Below are 17,935 nucleotides of genomic sequence, written 5' to 3'. Positions count from 1 at the left end.
GTGACGGGCGCTGTTTCGGTTGCTGGGCGATCGGACGTCACATCGCCGTGGGCGATCGGACGTCACATCGCCGTGGGCGATCGGACGTCACATCGCCGTGGGCGATCGGACGTCACATCGCCGTGGGCGATCGGACGTCACATCGCCGTGGGCGATCAGACGTCGTAGTAGAGGGCGAACTCGTGCGGGGTGGGGCGCAGGCGGATCGGGTCGACCTCGTTGCTGCGCTTGTAGTCCACCCACGACTCGATCAGGTCGGAGGTGAACACGTCGCCGGCGAGCAGGTACTCGTTGTCGGCCTCCAGCGCGTCGAGCACCTCCGGCAGCGACCCCGGTACCTGCTTGACGTCGGCGAACTCCTCCGGCGGCAGCTCGTACAGGTCCTTGTCGACCGGCTCCGGCGGCTCGATCTTGTTGCGCACCCCGTCCAGGCCGGCCATCAGCATCGAGGAGAACGCCAGGTACGGGTTGGAGGACGCGTCCGGCACCCGGAACTCGACCCGCTTCGCCTTCGGGTTGGTGCCGGTCACCGGGATCCGGGTGCAGGCCGAGCGGTTGCGCTGCGAGTACACCAGGTTGACCGGCGCCTCGAAGCCCGGCACCAGCCGGCGGTACGAGTTGACCGTCGGGTTGGTGAACGCGAGCAGGCTCGGCGCGTGGTGCAGCAGCCCACCGATGTACCAGCGGGCGATGTCGGACAGGCCGGCGTACCCGGTCTCGTCGTAGAACAGCGGGTCGCCGCCGGACCACAGGCTCTGGTGCGTGTGCATGCCCGAACCGTTGTCGCCGAACAGCGGCTTCGGCATGAACGTCGCGGTCTTGCCGGCGGCGTGCGCGGTGTTCTTCACGATGTACTTGAACAGCTGCACCTGGTCGCCGGAGTGCAGCAGGGTGGAGAACCTGTAGTTGATCTCGGCCTGCCCGGCGGTGCCGACCTCGTGGTGGGCCCGCTCGACGGTCAGCCCGGCCTCGATCAGCCGGCGGGTGATCGCATCCCGCAGGTCGGCGGTCTGGTCGACCGGCGACACCGGGAAGTACCCGCCCTTGTGGCTGATCTTGTGACCGAGGTTGCGGCCGCCCTCCTCGGCGCCGGAGTTCCAGGCGCCCTCGATCGAGTCGATGTGGTAGAAGCCGTGCTGGGCGGCGGTGTCGTACCGGATCGAGTCGAACAGGTAGAACTCGGCCTCGGCGCCGAAGAAGGCGGTGTCGGCGATGCCGCTCGCGGCCAGGTAGGTCTCGGCCTTGCGGGCGATGTTGCGCGGGTCGCGGCTGTACGGCTCGCGGGTGAACGGGTCGTGCACGAAGAAGTTCAGGGCCAGCGTCTTCTCCGCCCGGAACGGGTCGATGAACGCGGTCGCCGGGTCCGGCAGCAGCAGCATGTCCGACTCGTGGATCTGCTGGAACCCGCGGATCGAGGACCCGTCGAAGGCCAGCCCGTCGGTGAACACGTCGGCATCGAACGACTCGACCGGCACCGTGAAGTGCTGCATCACCCCCGGCAGGTCGCAGAACCGGACGTCGACGAACCGTACGCCGTCGTCGGCCAGATACTTCAGCAGTGCCTCGGAGTTGTCGAACACGTGTCCTCCGTCGTCTCGCGTTCCGATGCGTACCCCCGGGTACCGGGTCAGGGTAGGAACCCGCCGTTGCCCGGCCGTATCTGCATTGTTTCGCCGCTGTTACGTGCCCGCCGGGTTTCCGCCAGAGCGGTGGTCGCTGTGATAAGGGCACGACCCGCGGAGGTCGCCGGCTCCCGCTCGCCGTAAGCTGGCCTGGTGAGCCAGCGCTCGTCCCAGCAGACCACCGACCGGCCCGCCGACCCGAACGCGCCGGCCGAGCCGGGCAGCCCCGCCACCTGGGGCAAGCGGTTCGTCGCGCTGGTGCTCGACTGGATCCTGTGCCTGCTGGTCGGCACCGTGCTGGCCCGACTGACCGGGGTGTTCTCCAACCAGACCATGGTGGGTTTCTGGGCCTACCCGGTGCTGATCGTCGAGTACGGGTTCTTCGTCGGCCTGTTCGGCCAGACGGTCGGCATGCGCATCGCCCGCATCGCCTGCGTCCGGGTGTCCGACCACGGCCGGATCGGCGTGTTGCGGGCGCTGCTGCGGGGCTTCCTGCTCTGCCTGGTCGTGCCGCCGGTCGTCGTCGGCCCCGGCGGCCGTGGCCTGCACGACGGCGCGGCCGGTTCGATCATGGTGCACAGCTGACCGATCGGCCGCGCCGAGCCGGCCCACCGCGCTGAGGCCGCCGAGCTCGCCGGCGGGGCTGACCCGATCGACCGTGCCGAGCTTGCCGGCCGTACCGAGTCAGCCGGTCGCGCTGCACCGGACCGAACCGGCCGGGTCAGCGGCGCGCCCGCCGGCCCGGCCGGCTCGGTTTCAGTAGCCGACGGTGAAACGGCACCGGCGGTGCGCCGGCCGTTCCAGCTCGTCCACCAGCGCCACCGCGAGATCCGCCACCGAGATCCGGGACTCGCCGGCCTCGTCGACCACCAACTCGTCGCGGCCGACCCGGTACCGGCCGGTCCGCGGACCGTCGTCCAGCTGAGCCGGCGGGCTCAAATAGGTCCAGTCGCCGTCGTGCTCACGGCAGCGGGCGAGCTGGTCGACGCAGGCCGCTGCGATCGCCCGCGCCGCCGCCGGCAGGTACCGCGGGTCGTCGATCAGCCGGCGCCCGGTGTCCGGCACCGTCAACGTCGCCGCGCCGCCGACCAGCAGCAACCGGCTTCCGCCGGCGCTGGTACCGGTGAGCAGCGCGCTCGCCATGCGACCCAGTCGCGACTCGTGGCCGTCCGGCGGCCGGGTCGCGCCGATCACCGCGTCCCGGTCCCGGGCGAGGGTGGCAACCTGCGCGGCGTCCGCCGCGTCGGCGACGGCCGGTTCCGCCCCGGCCGGCAGCTCGGCGGTACGGGCCGGGTTGCGCACGGCGGCGGTGACGCGGTGACCGCGCGCCAGCGCCTCGTCGAGCACGGCGCTACCAACGGTGCCAGTGGCGCCGAAAACGGTCAGGTACATGGGTCCTCCAACGGGTCGGGTCAGCGACGGGGCCGACGGGGAGCGAACTGTGCGGCGGCGATGGCGCCGAGCGCGAGGACGAAGCCGGCCGCCTGCACCGGCCCGAGCGACTGGCCCAGTACCAGCCAGCCGACGGTCGCGGCGACGACGGGGGACAGCAACGGCAGGAAGGACAGCGCGGTCACCGGCAGCCGGCCGATTCCGGTGAACCAGAGGCCGTAGGCGAGCAGCGTGCCGACACCGCCGAGCCACAGGTAGCCGCCGAGCGCGGGCAGGTCGATCGCCGGCAACGCGCCCTCGAACAGCACGGCCAGCGGCAGCAGCACCAGACCGCCGGCGGTCAGCTGCCAGCCGGTGTACGCGACGACTCCGACCGGCCGCCGCCAGCGCTTCGACAGGACCACCCCGGCGGCCATTCCGGCGGTACCGAGGCTGCCGGCGGCGATCCCGACGGGGTCCAGGGCCGCGCCGGAGCGCAGCACGATCACCGCGACGCCCGCGGCGCCGGCGAGCGCCCAACCCAGCCGCCAGAGCGTCGGCCGCTCCCGCAGCAGTCCGTACGCGAGGGCGGCGACGGCCAGCGGCTGCAGCGCGCCGAGGATGGCGGCGACCCCGCCGGGCAGCCGGTACGCGGCGACGAACAGCAGGGCGAAGAACGCGCCGATGTTGAGCGTGCCGAGTACGGCCGCGCGCCACCACCAGGCGCCACGGGGAAGTCGGCGACCGAGCGCGAGCGCGACCAGCCCGGCGGGCAGTGCCCGCAGCGTCGCCGACCACAGCGGGTGGTCGGGCGGCAGCCACTGGCTGGTGACCAGGTAGGTGGTGCCCCAGACGACCGGGGCGAGAGCGGTCAACGCCGTGCGGGCCGCGACCGATCCGGTGGGCGTCCCGGCCGCCCCGTGGCCGCCGCCGGGGTCCGCGGCGCGGACGTCGTCGCGCGGCCCGGCGGCACCGCCGGGCCCGGAGGGCCCGGTGTCGCCGGGCGCTGGGATGGCTTCGGCAGCCGCGCTGTCCATGACCAACTCCTTGATGTTGAAATGTTTAACGTCAAGGAATCTAGATCGTGAGTTATCTTGGCGTCAAACAGTTCAACGTCGAGGAGTGTGTGATGTCGGACGCGGTCGATCGGATCCTGGCGCAGTGGCGGGTCGAGCGTCCCGATCTGGACGCCAGTCCGATGGGCATCGTCGGCCGGATCAGGCGGGTCGGGCGGCTACTGGAGCACGGTCTGGCCGGCTACTTCGCCGAGCACGACCTGCAGTCGTGGGAGTTCGACATCCTCGCCACGCTGCGTCGCAGCGGCCCGCCGTACCAGTTGACCGCGGGCGCGCTGGTCGCCTCGTCGATGATCACCTCCGGCGCGATGACCAACCGGATCGACCGGCTCACCGCGCGTGGCCTGGTCACCCGCCGGGTCGACCCGGGCAACCGGCGCAGCGTGCTGATCGCGCTGACCGACGAGGGGCGGGCGCTGATCGATCGCGCGGTGACCGGGCACGTCGACAACGAGGCCCGACTGCTCGCCGGGCTGTCGGCGGAGCAGCGCGAACACCTCGCCGACCTGCTGCGCACGCTCGCTCTGCACCTCGGCGACGACGCCGGCTGACCGGCAGCCCGAGGTTCGCCGCATGCGGGGTGGGCGCCGGACGCGACGCTGCCCCGGACCGGTTCGGCCCGGGGCAGCGTCGGTGCGACCGACCCGCCGGTCGCGGATGGCTCGGCGCCGCATCAGCGGTCGCGGATGGCTCGGCGCCGCATCAGCGGTCGCGGATGGCTCGGCGCCGCATCAGCGGTCGCGGATGGCTCGGCGCCGGCTGAGCGGGCTGGCGCCGGCTCAGCGGCCGCGCATCGCTTTGTAGGCGCCCTTGGGTGGCCGGGCGTTTTTGGGCATCGGGCCCTTCGGCATCGGTGGCCGGGAGCCGATGGCGCCGAGCCGGGTGTCCAGCGCGCCGACCTGCTTGGCGGTGATGTTGCGGGGCAGCTTCAGCAGATGGCTGCGCAGCTTGCGCAGGCTGATCTGGCCCTCCTCGTCACCGACCTGGATGTCGTAGATCGGGGTGTCGCCGGCGACCCGGGAGGTCCGCTTCTTCTCCTGGCCGAGCAGGCTGCGCAGCCGGCCCGGGTTGCCCTCACCGATCAGCACCACGCCGGCCCGGCAGACCGCCCGGTGCACGAAGTCCTCCTGGGTGGTGGCCTGCACCGCCGGGGTCACCCGCCAGTCGCCGCGCATGGTCTGCAGGATGGCGGCGGCGGCGCCGGCCTTGCCCTCGGCCTCGTTGAGCATCGCGGTGTTGGCCCGCAGGTTCATCACGATCAGCACCGCGAGCAGCGCGAGCACCACGCCGACCGCGATCCAGACGGGTGAGCCGAGCAGCAGGAACGCGATCACGCCGGCCACGATCGGGACCACCACTGCGACGATCACCAGCGGCAGGAACAGGGTGTCGCGCTTGGCGGTGAACACGAACGCGGTGCGGATCTGCTTCAGGCGTTCGAGGAACGATGCCTTCTCCGGCTCAGCTTTGGCCATGCCGTGAAGTCTATCGGCGCCGGCCACGGCGTGACGTACCGGCGGAGTGTCGAGGACGACTGGCGGGCGCTGGCTACCGTCGGGCGACGATCGCGCAGCGGGCGCGGGGCGAAACGGAGGCGGCAGATGGCGTACGGACCGGTCAGCTACGCACCGACCAGGCGGCGCCCGCGCGCCCGCGGCAGCCTGGGCGTCACGCTGTTCGGTTTCGTCCTGATCGTCATCGGCGCGGCCGGCCTGCCCTGGTTCGGCGCCGACCAACTCGACCTGCACGACACGTCCACCTTCGGCGGCGTGACCACCTCGGCGAGCGCGGTCGGGGTCGGCGCGTTCGTGCTGGTCCAGTGTCTGATGCTGGTCCCGGCTCTGCTGGTGGCGCTGGCCGGCACGCTGGACTCCACCGTCTGCCGGGTGCTGTACTCGGTGCTCGGCGTGCTGTGGCTGATCGTGTTGGCGATCGTCGAGATCGCCGCCGGTGGGGTGGCCAGCGCCAACGGCTACCAACTGCCCACCGCCGGGATCGGCGTGTCGGTGATCGTCGGTGTGGTGCTGCTGTGTTGGTTCGTCGGATACGGGTTCCTGCGCCGGCTGGCGCTGCGGATCGTGTCCGGGTTGCTGCTGCTGTTCGCTGCCGGGATGTACGCGCTCACCGCCGCCGGCCTCGCGGGGTACTCCGGGGTGGTCGCCGCCGGTGTCGGGCTGGCCGGGTTCGGCTACCTGCTCTGCGCGATCGGATCGTTCGCCGGCCCGCGGTACGAGTACCACTGACAGGCCCGCGTCTCGACCCGGAACGCGGGGACGGCACCGACGTCTTCGATGCGAGCCGACGGGCCCCGCGCCGACGTCGTCCGTCGCTCCCGGCCGCGCGGACCGGCCCGGGGGCCGGCTCGACGCGATCAGACCGACTGGATGGCGAACTCCGGCGGCAGCGCCTCGCCGCGCGCCGACTTGGCCTGCCGGAACAACCGACCCGCCCGGTAGGACGAGCGCACCAGCGGACCGGCCAGCACCCCGGCGAAGCCGATCCGTTCGGCCTCCTCGCGCAGCGCCACGAACTCCTCCGGCTTGACCCACCGGTCGATCGGGTGGTGCCGCACCGACGGGCGCAGGTACTGGGTGATGGTCAGCAGCTCGCAGCCCGCGTCGAAGAGGTCCCGCATCGCCTGCACGACCTCGTCGAACTCCTCACCCATGCCGAGGATCAGGTTGGACTTGGTGACCAGGCCGTCCTCCCGGGCCTTGGTGATCACCTCCAGCGAGCGCTCGTACCGGAAGGCGGGGCGGATCCGCTTGAAGATGCGCGGCACCGTCTCGACGTTGTGCGCGAGCACCTCGGGCCGGGACGAGAACACCTCGGCCAGCTGGTCGGGCTTGGCGTTGAAGTCGGGGATCAGCAGCTCGACGCCGCAGCCGGGCACGTGCTTGTGGATCTGCCGGACGGTCTCGGCATAGAGCCAGGCGCCGCCGTCGGGCAGGTCGTCGCGGGCCACGCCGGTGATCGTGGCGTACTTCAGGCCCATGGTGGACACCGAGTCGGCCACCCGGCGCGGCTCGTCGGCGTCGAACTCGGCCGGCCGGCCGGTGTCGATCTGGCAGAAGTCGCACCGGCGGGTGCACTGGTCGCCGCCGATGAGGAAGGTGGCCTCGCGGTCCTCCCAACACTCGTAGATGTTGGGGCAGCCGGCCTCCTCGCACACGGTGTGCAGGCCCTCGCGTTTCACCAGGCCCTTCAGGTCCGTGTACTCGGGACCCATCTTGGCGCGGACCTTGATCCACGGCGGCTTGCGCTCGATGGGTGTCTCGGAGTTGCGGGCCTCGATGCGCAGAAGTCGTCGGCCCTCTGGCTGAACCACGGTCACATCGGCCAGCCTAACGCCGCGAACCGGCACGCACCGCGGTCCGTGACGTCACTCACCGCACGTTACGTGAGGTGCCTCACGTCTCCAGCTCGCTGCCCGGTTTGTGACCGGCTGGTACCCGGGTGGCCGGGGCCTTGCCCGCCGCTCACCGGGCGCGGCCGAGCGGTGGCACTCAGCTCACCTGGCGGTAACCGCAGAGGTAGCCGTGCGGCAGGTTGGCCCGGACGAACTGCCAGCGAGTGGTCTTGCCGGTCAGGTCGTCGGTCGACTCGTAGTAGTCGTGCGCGCCGACCGTCCAGAGCGTGGCCAGCCCCTTCGGCCGGTACACCACGGGCGACGAGGCGTCCCGGTCGGCGTACAGCGTGACGCCCTTGAGCTGGTGCATGTCGCCGTCGTTGAGCGCGCACTCACGCACCGCGCCCTTCTCCGGCGCGCTGCGCATCAGGAAGCCGTCCCGCTGCACCACCGAGTAGCTGTACGGGGTGCGGTCGTGGTCGGACTCCGCGCAGCTGCTGTCGAGCCGGCCGAGCCCGACGGTGATCCGGAACGCGTGGTCGCGATAGGCGACCGTACGCACCTCGGAGCCGCAGTGCTCGCCCACCACCAGCGGCTGGTCGTCCTGGACCGCGGTGTGGTGCGCAGCGTCCCAGCGCCACACGTAGTAGGCGGTGTAGTCGTTGACCCCGGCCGAACAGACCAGCCCGGCCGCGGCGACCTGGGCACCGCCGCCGATGTCGCCGTAGACCGGGGCGCCGGCGCCGCGGCAGCTGACCGGGCCGCCGTCGGCGGTGCTCCCGGTGCCCCGCCCGTCGTGCAGCGTCAGGGTCCGGTCGCCGTGCTGGGTGCGGGCCCGCAACATCGTGTTGAGCATCGGGTGGTGCCAGGCGGCCGAACCGAAGTCGAACCGCCGGATCGCGTCCGGTGCCGGACCGGAGGAGCCGGCCCGCGGAGACCCGGAGCCGCCGTGCGCCGCCCGCGGCGTACCGTTCGCGCCGCACCCGGTGACCGCGAGCGCGGCGACCGCCAGCCCCGCCGCCGCGATGCACATCCGCCGCCGCACCCGTATCCCCCCGGTCGTCGATCGTCGTCGATGTGTCCGGGAAAGGTAGCAGCCCGCCGGCAATCCGGTTGCCGGTACCGGGTGCGTCCGCGCTATGGTCTGCGGCAACGGCACAGACGGAGCCAAGTAGCACGTGGACCCCGGAGCCGAGAGAGCCGCCAGCCGCTGTGACGGCGGCCTCCGGACCACGCGTGAAGACCCTCCCGAGCCGCGGGGAACAACGGCGCGACGGGCCCGGTCCGGGTCCGCGGCCCCAAGCCCCGCCGGCCGGCCCCCGTGATCGGGCCAGCGATGCCGGCCCGCCGGCGCCGCGTAAGGCCGCCTCCGTGGCGGCGAAGGTGTGGTGGCACCGCGACCTTGCCCCGTCGCCCACACCAACAGGGCTGCGACAGGCGGCGTGTTGGTCGGCGAGGCGCTCCTCACCACCGTCCTCCTCTGCTCGCAGCCCCGCGGGGTCCGCGTATTCGTACGAGGAGGTGTTGTGGTGCAACGAATTCTGTCCACCGAGCTCGCCGGGCACGCCGGCGAGCAGGTCCGGCTGGCCGGCTGGGTACACCGGCGGCGGCTGCTGAAGTCCGTGGCGTTCCTGATCCTGCGCGACCGCGCCGGCCTGGCCCAGCTCGTGGTGTCCGACCCGGCCGCCCGCCAGCTGCTGGAACAGCTGCCGGAGGAGACCGTCGTCGAGGTCGTCGGCCGTGCGGTCGCGAACCCGGTCGCGCCGGGCGGCGTCGAGGTCGTCGAGCCGACCTGGGCACCGCTGTCCGAGCCGGCCGAGCCGCTGCCGTTCGAGTTGTACCGGCCGGAACTGCGGGCCAGCCTGCCGACGATGCTGGACGCGGCGCCGTTCGCGCTGCGCAACGCGCGGCAGCGGGCGCCGTTGGAGCTGGCCGCCGCCGGGGTGCGCGGCTTCCGCGACACGCTGGACGGCCTCGGGTTCACCGAGGTGCACACGCCGAAGCTGGTCGGTTACGCGACCGAGTCGGGTGCGAACGTCTTCGGGGTCGACTACTTCGGCCGGCGGGCCTACCTGGCGCAGAGCCCGCAGTTCTACAAGCAGGCGATGGTCGGCGTGTTCGAGCGGGTGTACGAGGTCGGCCCGGTGTTCCGCGCCGAGCCGCACGACACCGCGCGGCATCTGGCCGAGTACACCTCGCTGGACGCCGAGCTGGGGTTCGTCCGGGACCACCGGGACGTCATCCGGGTGATCCGCGAGGTGTTCGCCGGGATGGTCGCCACCATGTCCGAGTCGGCCGGCGCCGCCGTGGCCGCGGCCGGGATCACCCTGCCGGAGGTACCGGCTGAGCTGCCCACCGTGCACTTCGCCGAGGCGTTGGAGCTGATCGGCGCCGCGACGGGGGAGGACCTGTCCGGCGAGCAGGACCTGGCGCCGGCGCACGAGCGCTGGCTGTCGGCGTGGGCGGAGCGCGAGTACGGGTCGGAGTGGCTGATCGTGGAGGGCTACCCGACCGCGAAGCGGGCCTTCTACACCCACCCGGACCCGGCCCGGCCCGGCTACTCGCGCGGCTTCGACCTGCTGTTCCGGGGGCTGGAGCTGATCAGCGGCGCGCAGCGGCTGCACCGCTACTCCGACTACGTGGCGGCGATCACCGCGCGCGGCGAGAGCGTCGAGCCGTACGCCTCGTACCTGGAGTTCTTCCGGCACGGGATGCCGCCGCACGGGGGGTTCGCGATCGGGCTGGAGCGGTTCGTGGCGCGGCTCACCGGCGCCGCGAACGTGCGGGAGGTCACGCTGTTCCCGCGCGACCTGCACCGCCTCACCCCGTGACGCGGGGGCGGGCATCGTGGGGTGCCCGCCCCACCGGCGGGCACCGTGGGGTGCCCGCCCCACCGGCGCCGGCCCACCCGCGTCGATCCCCGGTCGGGCCGGTCACGGGAAGAGCAGGTGCACCCGGGACTCGACCATCGGCAGCACCTCGGCGACGGGCACGTCGCGACCCAGCTCGTAGGACAGCGAGGTCACCCCGGCGTCCCGGATGCCGCACGGCACGATCCGGTCGTACCCGGTGAGGTCGGAGTTGCAGTTGAGCGCGAAGCCGTGCTCGGTCACCCCGTGCGAGACGCGCATCCCGAGTGCGGCGATCTTGCGGGTCGGGCCGCGGTCGTCGGCGAGCACCCACACCCCGCCGCGCATGTCCTTGCGGGTGGTGATCCGGGTGGTCGGCACGCCGAACTCGGCGCACACCGAGATGACCAGGTCTTCCACCCGGTGCACGAAGGCGATCACGTCGACCGGGTCGGGCAGCTTGATGATCGGGTAGCCGACCAGCTGACCGGGTCCGTGCCAGGTGATCTTGCCGCCACGGTCGACGTCGATCACCGGGGTGCCGTCGGTCGGGCGGTCCAGCGGCTCGGTGCGCTTGCCGGCGGTGTAGACGCTCGGGTGCTCCAGGAGCAGCAGCGTGTCCGGCCCGGTGTCGTCGATGCGGGCCTGCTGGATGCGGCGCTGCTCGTCCCACGCGACGCGGTAGTCGACGAGGCCGGCGCGCACGATTTCCAGCCGTTCGGTGGGAGCCGCCTGCCCCCGCAGCGCGATGTCGGTCACCCTGCGAGCCTAGTCTCGCTTCCCGGTGCCGGCCGGGCAGTGTGCGCCAGCAGACGGGTTCCCGCCGGGATCACGGGGTACGTATCCGGACGGTGCGGGCGAATTCGGGTCGGTGGCCGGCTCGGCGGGGTGCCGGTTAGCCTTGCCCGGCCGGTGTTCGCGGCCGGGCAAGCCGGGTGTCGCGACCTGCCGGACCAGGACCGGCCGGCCGGCGGGTAAACGATCTTGTGCCTACGGTTGAATCATCGGCGGCGAACGGGTGGTGCTGGCTGACCGTCCGCCGAATGGGCGCTATACGATTCTGGAACATCTCGGGCTCCGCGGTGATAGTCTGCGCCGCCACCTCGGGCGCGTGATGCTCTGGGTCGATTCGATCCCCTCGCCGGCTACCCTTCGCCGGCCGACGGCCCACGGGCAGGCGAAATCGGAGGAAATCTTGACGGTGGAAGTCGGAACGCTCTGGCGACAACGCAGCGTCATGGGCATGCTTGTCCGCCGGGACCTGGCGGTCAAGTACCAGTCCTCGATGCTCGGTTACCTGTGGTCGCTGATCGATCCGCTCGTGCAGGCGCTGATCTACTGGTTCATCTTCGGGGTGCTCTACCACCGCAGCGGCGACGAGAACATGCTCGGCCATGCCGGGTACCCGCTGTTCATCGTTTCGGGCATCTTCGCCTGGATGTGGATGTCGGCCGGGATCACCGAGTCGGCGCACGCGCTGAGTTCGCAGTCCCGCCTGATCACCACGATGCGGGTGCACCGGCAGATCTTCCCGATCTCGAAGGTGTTCGCCCGCTCGGTCGAGTTCCTGGTCGGCATCCCGGTGGTGCTGGTCTTCGCGCTGATCTTCGATGGCTACTTCACCTGGCGGCTGATCGCGATCCCGCTGGGCATGCTGATCCAGGGTGTCCTGCTGATCGGGGTGTCGCTGATTCTCGCCCCGCTCAACGTGCTGTTCCGGGACGTGGAGCGGATGACGCGGCTGATCGTGCGCATCCTGATGTACTCGGCACCGGTCATCTACCCGCTCGCCCGGGTCATCGGTACCCCGGGGGACCCGTCCACGCTGCCCGGCTGGTTCCAGTTCCTCTACCAGTGCAACCCGCTGGTGGGGATCATGGAGTTGCAGCACGGCGCGTGGATCGCACCGATGTTCCCCAGCGCACAGTTGGTGATCATGTCGGCGACGGGGTCGCTGATCGTGTTCATCCTGGGTTGGTGGGTCTTCAACCGGGCCGAGTCGGCCGTGCTCAAGGAGCTGTAGGAAGACGATGAGCACCATCATCGAGGCGCACGACCTGGGCATCCGGTTCAGCAAGAACCGGAAGCGGCAGCGCAAGCTGCGGGAGATGTTCATCTTCCGCGGCAAGAGCCGCGGACCGCAGATCAGCCACGACTTCTGGGCCCTGCGGCACATCAACTTCAGCATCGAAGAGGGCGAGGCCGTCGGCCTGATCGGCTCGAACGGTACGGGCAAGTCGACCCTGCTGCGGATGATCGCCGGGGTGCTCACCCCGGACGAGGGCACGGTGGAGTGCCGGGGCAAGGTGGCGCCGCTGCTGGCGCTGTCGGCCGGCTTCTCCGGCGACCTGACCGGCCGGGAGAACGTGCAGATCGTCGCGGCGATGCACGGGTTGAGCCAGCAGCAGATCAAGCAGCGGTTCGACGCGATCGTCGAGTACGCGGACGTGGCGGAGTTCATCGACACGCCGATCCGGCACTACTCGTCCGGGATGAAGGTGCGGCTCGGGTTCGCGGTGATCACCCAGCTGGAGCACCCGGTGCTGCTGGTCGACGAGGCGCTCGCGGTCGGCGACCGCAAGTTCCGGGAGAAGTGCTACAAGACGATCGAGGGGATGCTGGCCGAGGGCCGCACCCTGGTGCTCGTGTCGCACTCCGACAACGATCTGCGCCGGTTCTGCAAGCGCGGCATCTACCTGCGCAAGGGCGAGCTGATCAAGGACGGCCCGATCGAGGACGTGCTGGACGAGTACCACGACTACGCCAAGGCCTGACCGTTCGCGGGGCCCGGCGGCCGGCACCGGCCGGCGCGGTCGGATCCCGGGGCCGGTCCGGCCCCACCCGGCCGGATCACCCGACCGGCCGGGTCAGCCGATCCGGTACAGCCCGTCGCGCGGGTACCGCGGGCTGTGCGCCACCGGCGTCAACCGCATCCCCGCCGCCCGGAGCCGAGCCGCCTGGCTGGGGTAGGCGACCAGCCAGCGCACCCGGTACCGGTGCAGCAGCGCGCTGCGCTGGGCCGGTGGGGTGGCCGGGTCCAGCATCGCCGTCTCGTCGGTGCGGCGTCGCTGGTCGCCGGGCAGCCAGGGCTCCGGATACACCGACGCCACCGGATAGATCCGGTACGCCGGTGCCATCCGCTGAGCGTGGTAGGTGCCGGCGAGGATGCGGGTACCGGGCCGCAGGTGGCGGGTGAGCCACCGGTAGTCGCCCCAGCTGTGCTTGATCTGCATCCGGGCGGCGATCGGGGCCGGGACGCGCGCCAGGTAGGCGAGCACGCCGGCCTGGGTCCAGCCGCCGACGACGAGCACCATCGCCGCCAGCGTCCCGGCGAACACCCGGACGGGTCGGCGGCCGGTGGTCAGCGCCGTGGCGAGCTCGATCCCGGCCGCGACCTGGCCCGCCAGCAGCAGCATCGGCCAGGCGCGGCCCCAGGCGTACGAGCCGGTCAGCAGCCCGTAGCAGACCGGCACGGCGGTGAGCGCCGCGAGCAGCACCAGCGGGTCGGTGCGTCGGCGCAGGAACCGCAGCGCCAGCGCCGGGACGCCGATGAGCAGGCCCAGGCCGTACACGTCGAAGATGTTGCGGTAGAGCGGCCGGTGGATGGCGTCCAGCGCGCCGGTACCGCCCAGCAGCGAGGTGACCGAGAAGTACGGCCAGGCGGCGACGAGTGCCGCGGCTCCGACCGCGGCGCCGGCCAGCGCCAGCCCGCGGCGCAGGGTGAGCTGTCGCAGGTGGGCGAGCAGCAGCGCGATCGCGCCGAAGCCGGCGCCGAGCGCGGTGAACTGGTGGTCGAGCAGTACGTCGGCGCCGAGCACCGCGGCCACCGGGTACGGCCACCAGCCCCGGCCGCCGCCGAGCGCGTACGCCAGGACGCCCCACAGGTGCAGGGTGATGCCGAGCGCGAACGTGCTCGGGTAGTACAGGGTCAGGCCGAGCGAGGCGAGCCCGTACACGCCGGACCAGGTCAGCAGCTGGGTGCCGTAGACCAGGACGACCGCGGCGAGCGCGCACAGCGGCGCCGCCGGTACCCGGCTGAGGCGCCGGACGAAGTGGTGCATGCCGCTTGCGACCAGCAGCGCGTCGGCCACCGCGCAGATCCGGAAGATCGTCCACGGGTCGAGCCCGCCGAACCGGAAGGCGAGCGCCTGCAGCAGCGTGAACGGCGAATAGTAGACGTTGCCGGGTTCGGCGACCCCGGTCATCGGATCGGGCGGATCGTGCAGGTTTCGACCGAACTGCTCGATCACCGCCAGGTGCACCCCGGTGTCCCCGCTCCAGGGTAGTTTCCGCGCCACCAGCAGGCCGAACAGTGCCGCGAGAAGGTACAGGCCGAGCACCGGCGCGAGGGCACCGAACCGGCGCCCGGGCGTCGCGCCGCGCTCGGCGTCCCGGCGACCGGACACCGCCGCGGACCGCGCGCCTGCCATGCCCCCTCCTCGCCGCGCCGCCGCCGTACTCGCCGGGAGGTGTCCGGGCGGGCACGTCGCCGTGTCCCCGCCACCTCTCGGGTCGTTTTCGAGAATGTCTCAGCGCGTGGTCGGGCAGCAGCGGAACGTGGGAATTGGCCGATGGCTGGGGGAGCTCTTGCTGACCGAACGGTCTGCTTGGGACTCCGTTGGCATCGCTCTTACCAGGGGAGGTGACTCCAAGTACTTAAATGAGTCGGTTATCGTAATCGGATCGCCGTGATGGGCGATCAGGTGCCGGTGGGGCGGCACCGGCCCGACGCGCGCCCGGTTCGCCGGCAGGTGCCGCGTCGTGGCGTGGTCGCGCGGGTAGTGGCCGCAACAGGCAGATGTCGCCGAGTGACCCTGCGCAGCGGGGGTGCGCCCGGCAGGTGGGGCGCGGGTGGGAGAGAGATGGCGCGATCGAGGTTCAGCGCGAAGTTTCGCCGGATCCGGCACCGCATCAAGATCATCAAGCAGTTCGAGTCGCACGCGCACTGGCGCGCCGCACCGATCCAACGCGACACCGTGCTGTACGAGTCGTTCTCCGGCAACGGGATGCTGTGCAATCCGGAAGCGATCTTCACCGAACTGCTCGCCGCGCCCGACCAGCAGCACCTGCAGCACGTGTGGGCGCTGTCGGACTTCCACCGTTACCGCGCGACCATCCAGCGCTTCGCCGGGTACCCGAACGTCAGCTTCGTCAGGACCAACTCGGCCGCCTACTACCGGGCGCTGGCGACCTCGAAGTACCTGATCAACAACGCCACCTTCCCGCCGCAGTTCGGCAAGCGGGAGGGGCAGATCTACCTCAACACCTGGCACGGCACGCCGCTGAAGAAGATGGGCTACGACATCGAGGGCGGCGGCCCGGACACCCGCAACATCGTGCGCAACTTCGTGATGGCCGACTACCTGCTGTCCGGCAGCGAGTTCATGACCCAGCAGATGTACCAGACCGCGTACAAGCTGCGCGGCATCTACCGCGGGTCGATCATCCAGGAGGGCTTCCCCCGCATCGACCGGCAGTTCGCCACCCCGCAGCAGGTGCGCGAGATCCGCGGCCAGCTGCGCGACCGGGGCGTCTCGATCGACCCCGGCCAGCAGATCGTGCTGTACGCGCCGACCTGGAAGGGCAGCTCGTTCCACCGCGCCGAGGACGACGCCGAGGAACTGCTCGCCCGGATCACCGAACTCAACGCACGGATCGACACCACCCGCTACCGGGTGCTGCTCAAGGTGCACCAGCAGGTCTACAAGTACGCGATGGACCGGCCGGAGCTGCGCGGACTGCTGGTACCCAACGACGTACCGGCCAACGTCGCGCTCGCCGTCACCGACGTGCTGGTCACCGACTACTCCAGCATCTTCTACGACTTCCTCGCGACCGGCCGGCCGATCCTGTTCCACGTACCGGATCTGGCCGACTACGGCGACCAGCGCGGCCTGTACGTGGGTACCCAGGACTGGCCGGGGCCGGTGACCGACCGGATCGACGAGCTCGCCGCGATGCTGGACGGGCTCGGCACCGACGACGACGCTGCGGTGGCCTGCCAGCCGCGGTACGCCAAGGCCGCCGCCGACTACGTGCCCCGAGACGACGGGGGAGCGGCCCGGCGGGTGGTCGACGTGGTGTTCCGCGGCCGCCGGCAGGGCTACGACGTGCGCAGCGACCTGACCGACGGGCGCGAGTCGATCCTGATCTACCTGGGTGGCATGCGCACCAACGGCATCACCACCTCGATGCTCAACCTGCTGGACAACATCGACTACGACCGGTTCGACGTGTCCGCGCTGTACAGCTACCGCCGGCGCAGCGAGGACCGGATGAAGAACGAGGCCAAGATCAACCCGAACGTGCGGCTGTTCCCGTACGTCGGCGGGATCAACGGCAGCAAGCGGTTCACGCTCGCGCGCCGGCGGCTGCTCGCCCAGGGTCTGACCGCCCCCCGGGTCGACCTGGCCGCGCAGAACAGGCTGTTCGCCGAGGAGTTCCGCCGGGTGTTCGGTGACGCCCGCTTCGACTACGTCGTCGACTTCAGCGGGTACGGGCCGTTCTGGGACTACGTGTTCCTGACCGCACCGGCGCGCTGCCGGTCGATCTGGATGCACAACGACATGGCCGCCGACCGGCTGCGCGAGGTGAACGGGCGGCGACCGCTGGAGGCCGGCCTCGGCGCCGTGGCCACCACGTACCGGCACTTCGACAAGCTGGTGTCGGTCTCGCCCGCGCTGGCCGAGATCAACCGGGCCAACCTCGGCGACATCGCCGGTGACGCCGAGTTCACCGCCGCGGTCAACACCATCAACCACCGCGCCATCCTGGCCGCCGCCGGCGCCGACCTGCTCGCCGAACTGCCGGCGCCGGAGGGCGGTGAGACCGGCGGCGAGGAGGGCGTCGTGCCGGACACCGGGGACGACCCGGTGGACGAGGCCAAGCGGCAGGAGTCGCTGCGGCAGGCGGCGGAACGGCGCGCGCTGATCGAGCGGATCATCCACCCGGCGCCGGGCGTCACCACCTTCGTCACCGTCGGACGCTGCTCGCCGGAGAAGAACCACGCCCGGCTGATCCGCGCGTTCGGTCAGGTGCACGCCGCCGACCCGGCGACCCGGTTGATCATCGTGGGCAGCGGCCCGCTGTACCACCAGCTGGAAGAGCTGGTCGAGCAGCTGGGGCTGACCGAGTCGGTGATCCTGACCGGCCAGCAGAACAACCCGCACGCGATCCTGCGGCACGGCGACTGCTTCGTGCTGTCCAGCGACTACGAGGGGCAGCCGATGGTGATCCTGGAGGCCCGGGTACTGGGCCTGCCGGTGGTGTCCACCGACTTCGCCTCGGTCCGCGGCTCGCTCCCGGACGGCGTGGGCCTGGTGGTACCGCGCACCGACGACGGGCTCGCCGACGGGATGCGGGCGCACCTGCGTGGCGCGGTGCCGAACCCGCGGTTCGACTACGAGGGCTACAACGCCGAGGCGGTGCAGCAGTTCTACCAGGCGATCGGGGCCGCTCGGAGCCGCCCGGCGCCGCCCCGCCCGACCGCGGCCGTCGCCGATGCGGACGGGTCGTCGGCGCCGCCGCCGCGGTTGCTCGGGGTACCCGGCGCGATCCGCGGCGACTGAGCCGGAACCCGTGCGGCGCGGTCGCCGGCCGTGCTTCGTCCTGCCGGACCGTCCGCGCTCCGGCCGGGTTCCGACCCGCCGCGGCTGCGGCGCGGCGGCC

The 17,935-nt window shown here is 71.6% G+C and carries 15 protein-coding genes; 7 read left to right on the top strand and 8 right to left on the bottom strand.

From position 1 onward, the window contains the following. Nucleotides 1–155: 155 nt before the first annotated feature. Entirely contained in the window at nucleotides 156–1,580 is a 1,425-nt protein-coding gene (glnA, locus tag Athai_RS18640; RefSeq protein WP_203962669.1) for a type I glutamate--ammonia ligase, read from the bottom strand. 195 nt (nucleotides 1,581–1,775) lie between these two features. Between glnA and Athai_RS18635 the strand changes: the two genes are divergently transcribed. Beyond that, nucleotides 1,776–2,207: an RDD family protein gene (locus Athai_RS18635; protein ID WP_203962668.1), complete on the top strand. Its 432-nt coding sequence runs from the start codon at nucleotides 1,776–1,778 to the stop codon at nucleotides 2,205–2,207. 171 nt (nucleotides 2,208–2,378) lie between these two features. On the opposite strand, the gene Athai_RS18630 is transcribed toward Athai_RS18635, so the two are convergent. Together Athai_RS18630 and Athai_RS18625 are read right to left on the bottom strand one after the other, a co-directional pair. Continuing rightward, nucleotides 2,379–3,014 (bottom strand): NAD(P)-dependent oxidoreductase, encoded by a 636-nt coding sequence (locus Athai_RS18630; protein ID WP_203962667.1) that lies wholly within the window; start codon nucleotides 3,012–3,014, stop codon nucleotides 2,379–2,381. Nucleotides 3,015–3,034: 20 nt separating this feature from the next. Continuing rightward, nucleotides 3,035–4,030: an EamA family transporter gene (locus Athai_RS18625; protein WP_203962666.1), complete on the bottom strand. Its 996-nt coding sequence runs from the start codon at nucleotides 4,028–4,030 to the stop codon at nucleotides 3,035–3,037. 47 nt (nucleotides 4,031–4,077) lie between these two features. Here Athai_RS18625 and Athai_RS18620 point away from each other — a divergent pair, with 47 nt between their 5' ends. Next, nucleotides 4,078–4,620, top strand: a complete 543-nt coding sequence (locus tag Athai_RS18620; protein WP_239157024.1) for a MarR family winged helix-turn-helix transcriptional regulator — start codon at nucleotides 4,078–4,080, stop codon at nucleotides 4,618–4,620. Nucleotides 4,621–4,848: 228 nt separating this feature from the next. Here the strand turns inward: Athai_RS18620 and Athai_RS18615 are convergent, their stop codons facing one another. Then, nucleotides 4,849–5,544 carry a DUF4191 domain-containing protein gene (locus Athai_RS18615; RefSeq protein ID WP_203962665.1) on the bottom strand — a complete coding sequence of 232 codons (696 nt, stop codon included), beginning with the start codon at nucleotides 5,542–5,544 and terminating at the stop codon, nucleotides 4,849–4,851. A gap of 126 nt (nucleotides 5,545–5,670) precedes the next feature. On the opposite strand from Athai_RS18615, the gene Athai_RS18610 reads away from it, so the two are divergent. Then, nucleotides 5,671–6,312 (top strand): hypothetical protein, encoded by a 642-nt coding sequence (locus Athai_RS18610; RefSeq protein ID WP_203962664.1) that lies wholly within the window; start codon nucleotides 5,671–5,673, stop codon nucleotides 6,310–6,312. 128 nt (nucleotides 6,313–6,440) lie between these two features. On the opposite strand, the gene lipA is transcribed toward Athai_RS18610, so the two are convergent. Together lipA and Athai_RS18600 are read right to left on the bottom strand one after the other, a co-directional pair. Further along, nucleotides 6,441–7,403, bottom strand: a complete 963-nt coding sequence (gene lipA, locus Athai_RS18605; protein WP_203962663.1) for a lipoyl synthase — start codon at nucleotides 7,401–7,403, stop codon at nucleotides 6,441–6,443. Nucleotides 7,404–7,575: 172 nt separating this feature from the next. Then, nucleotides 7,576–8,463, bottom strand: a complete 888-nt coding sequence (locus Athai_RS18600; protein ID WP_203962662.1) for a hypothetical protein — start codon at nucleotides 8,461–8,463, stop codon at nucleotides 7,576–7,578. Nucleotides 8,464–8,947: 484 nt separating this feature from the next. Between Athai_RS18600 and aspS the strand changes: the two genes are divergently transcribed. Next, nucleotides 8,948–10,249, top strand: coding sequence for an aspartate--tRNA(Asn) ligase (gene aspS, locus Athai_RS18595; protein WP_203962661.1), 1,302 nt, complete (start codon nucleotides 8,948–8,950; stop codon nucleotides 10,247–10,249). Between the two features lie 102 nt (nucleotides 10,250–10,351). On the opposite strand, the gene lipB is transcribed toward aspS, so the two are convergent. Continuing rightward, a complete protein-coding gene (gene lipB / locus Athai_RS18590) occupies nucleotides 10,352–11,017 on the bottom strand; it encodes a lipoyl(octanoyl) transferase LipB (protein ID WP_239157430.1) in 666 nt (221 codons plus the stop codon). Nucleotides 11,018–11,462: 445 nt separating this feature from the next. On the opposite strand from lipB, the gene Athai_RS18585 reads away from it, so the two are divergent. Both Athai_RS18585 and Athai_RS18580 read left to right on the top strand, forming a co-directional pair. Continuing rightward, the gene (locus Athai_RS18585) at nucleotides 11,463–12,290 is read left to right on the top strand and encodes an ABC transporter permease (protein ID WP_203962660.1); all 828 of its coding nucleotides are present in this window, start codon (nucleotides 11,463–11,465) and stop codon (nucleotides 12,288–12,290) included. Between the two features lie 7 nt (nucleotides 12,291–12,297). Continuing rightward, entirely contained in the window at nucleotides 12,298–13,041 is a 744-nt protein-coding gene (locus Athai_RS18580; RefSeq protein ID WP_203962659.1) for an ABC transporter ATP-binding protein, read from the top strand. Between the two features lie 93 nt (nucleotides 13,042–13,134). Here the strand turns inward: Athai_RS18580 and Athai_RS18575 are convergent, their stop codons facing one another. Continuing rightward, nucleotides 13,135–14,697: a hypothetical protein gene (locus Athai_RS18575; RefSeq protein ID WP_203962658.1), complete on the bottom strand. Its 1,563-nt coding sequence runs from the start codon at nucleotides 14,695–14,697 to the stop codon at nucleotides 13,135–13,137. Nucleotides 14,698–15,129: 432 nt separating this feature from the next. Between Athai_RS18575 and Athai_RS18570 the strand changes: the two genes are divergently transcribed. Continuing rightward, complete coding sequence (locus Athai_RS18570) at nucleotides 15,130–17,835, top strand: glycosyltransferase (protein WP_203962657.1); 2,706 nt, start codon at nucleotides 15,130–15,132, stop codon at nucleotides 17,833–17,835. The last annotated feature ends 100 nt before the right edge of the window (nucleotides 17,836–17,935 follow it).

The sequence above is a fragment of the Actinocatenispora thailandica genome (assembly GCF_016865425.1).
Taxonomy (GTDB): Bacteria; Actinomycetota; Actinomycetes; order Mycobacteriales; family Micromonosporaceae; genus Actinocatenispora; species Actinocatenispora thailandica.
The sequence above is the reverse complement of the archived record's forward strand: the minus strand, read 5'-3'. Positions and strand labels throughout refer to the sequence as shown.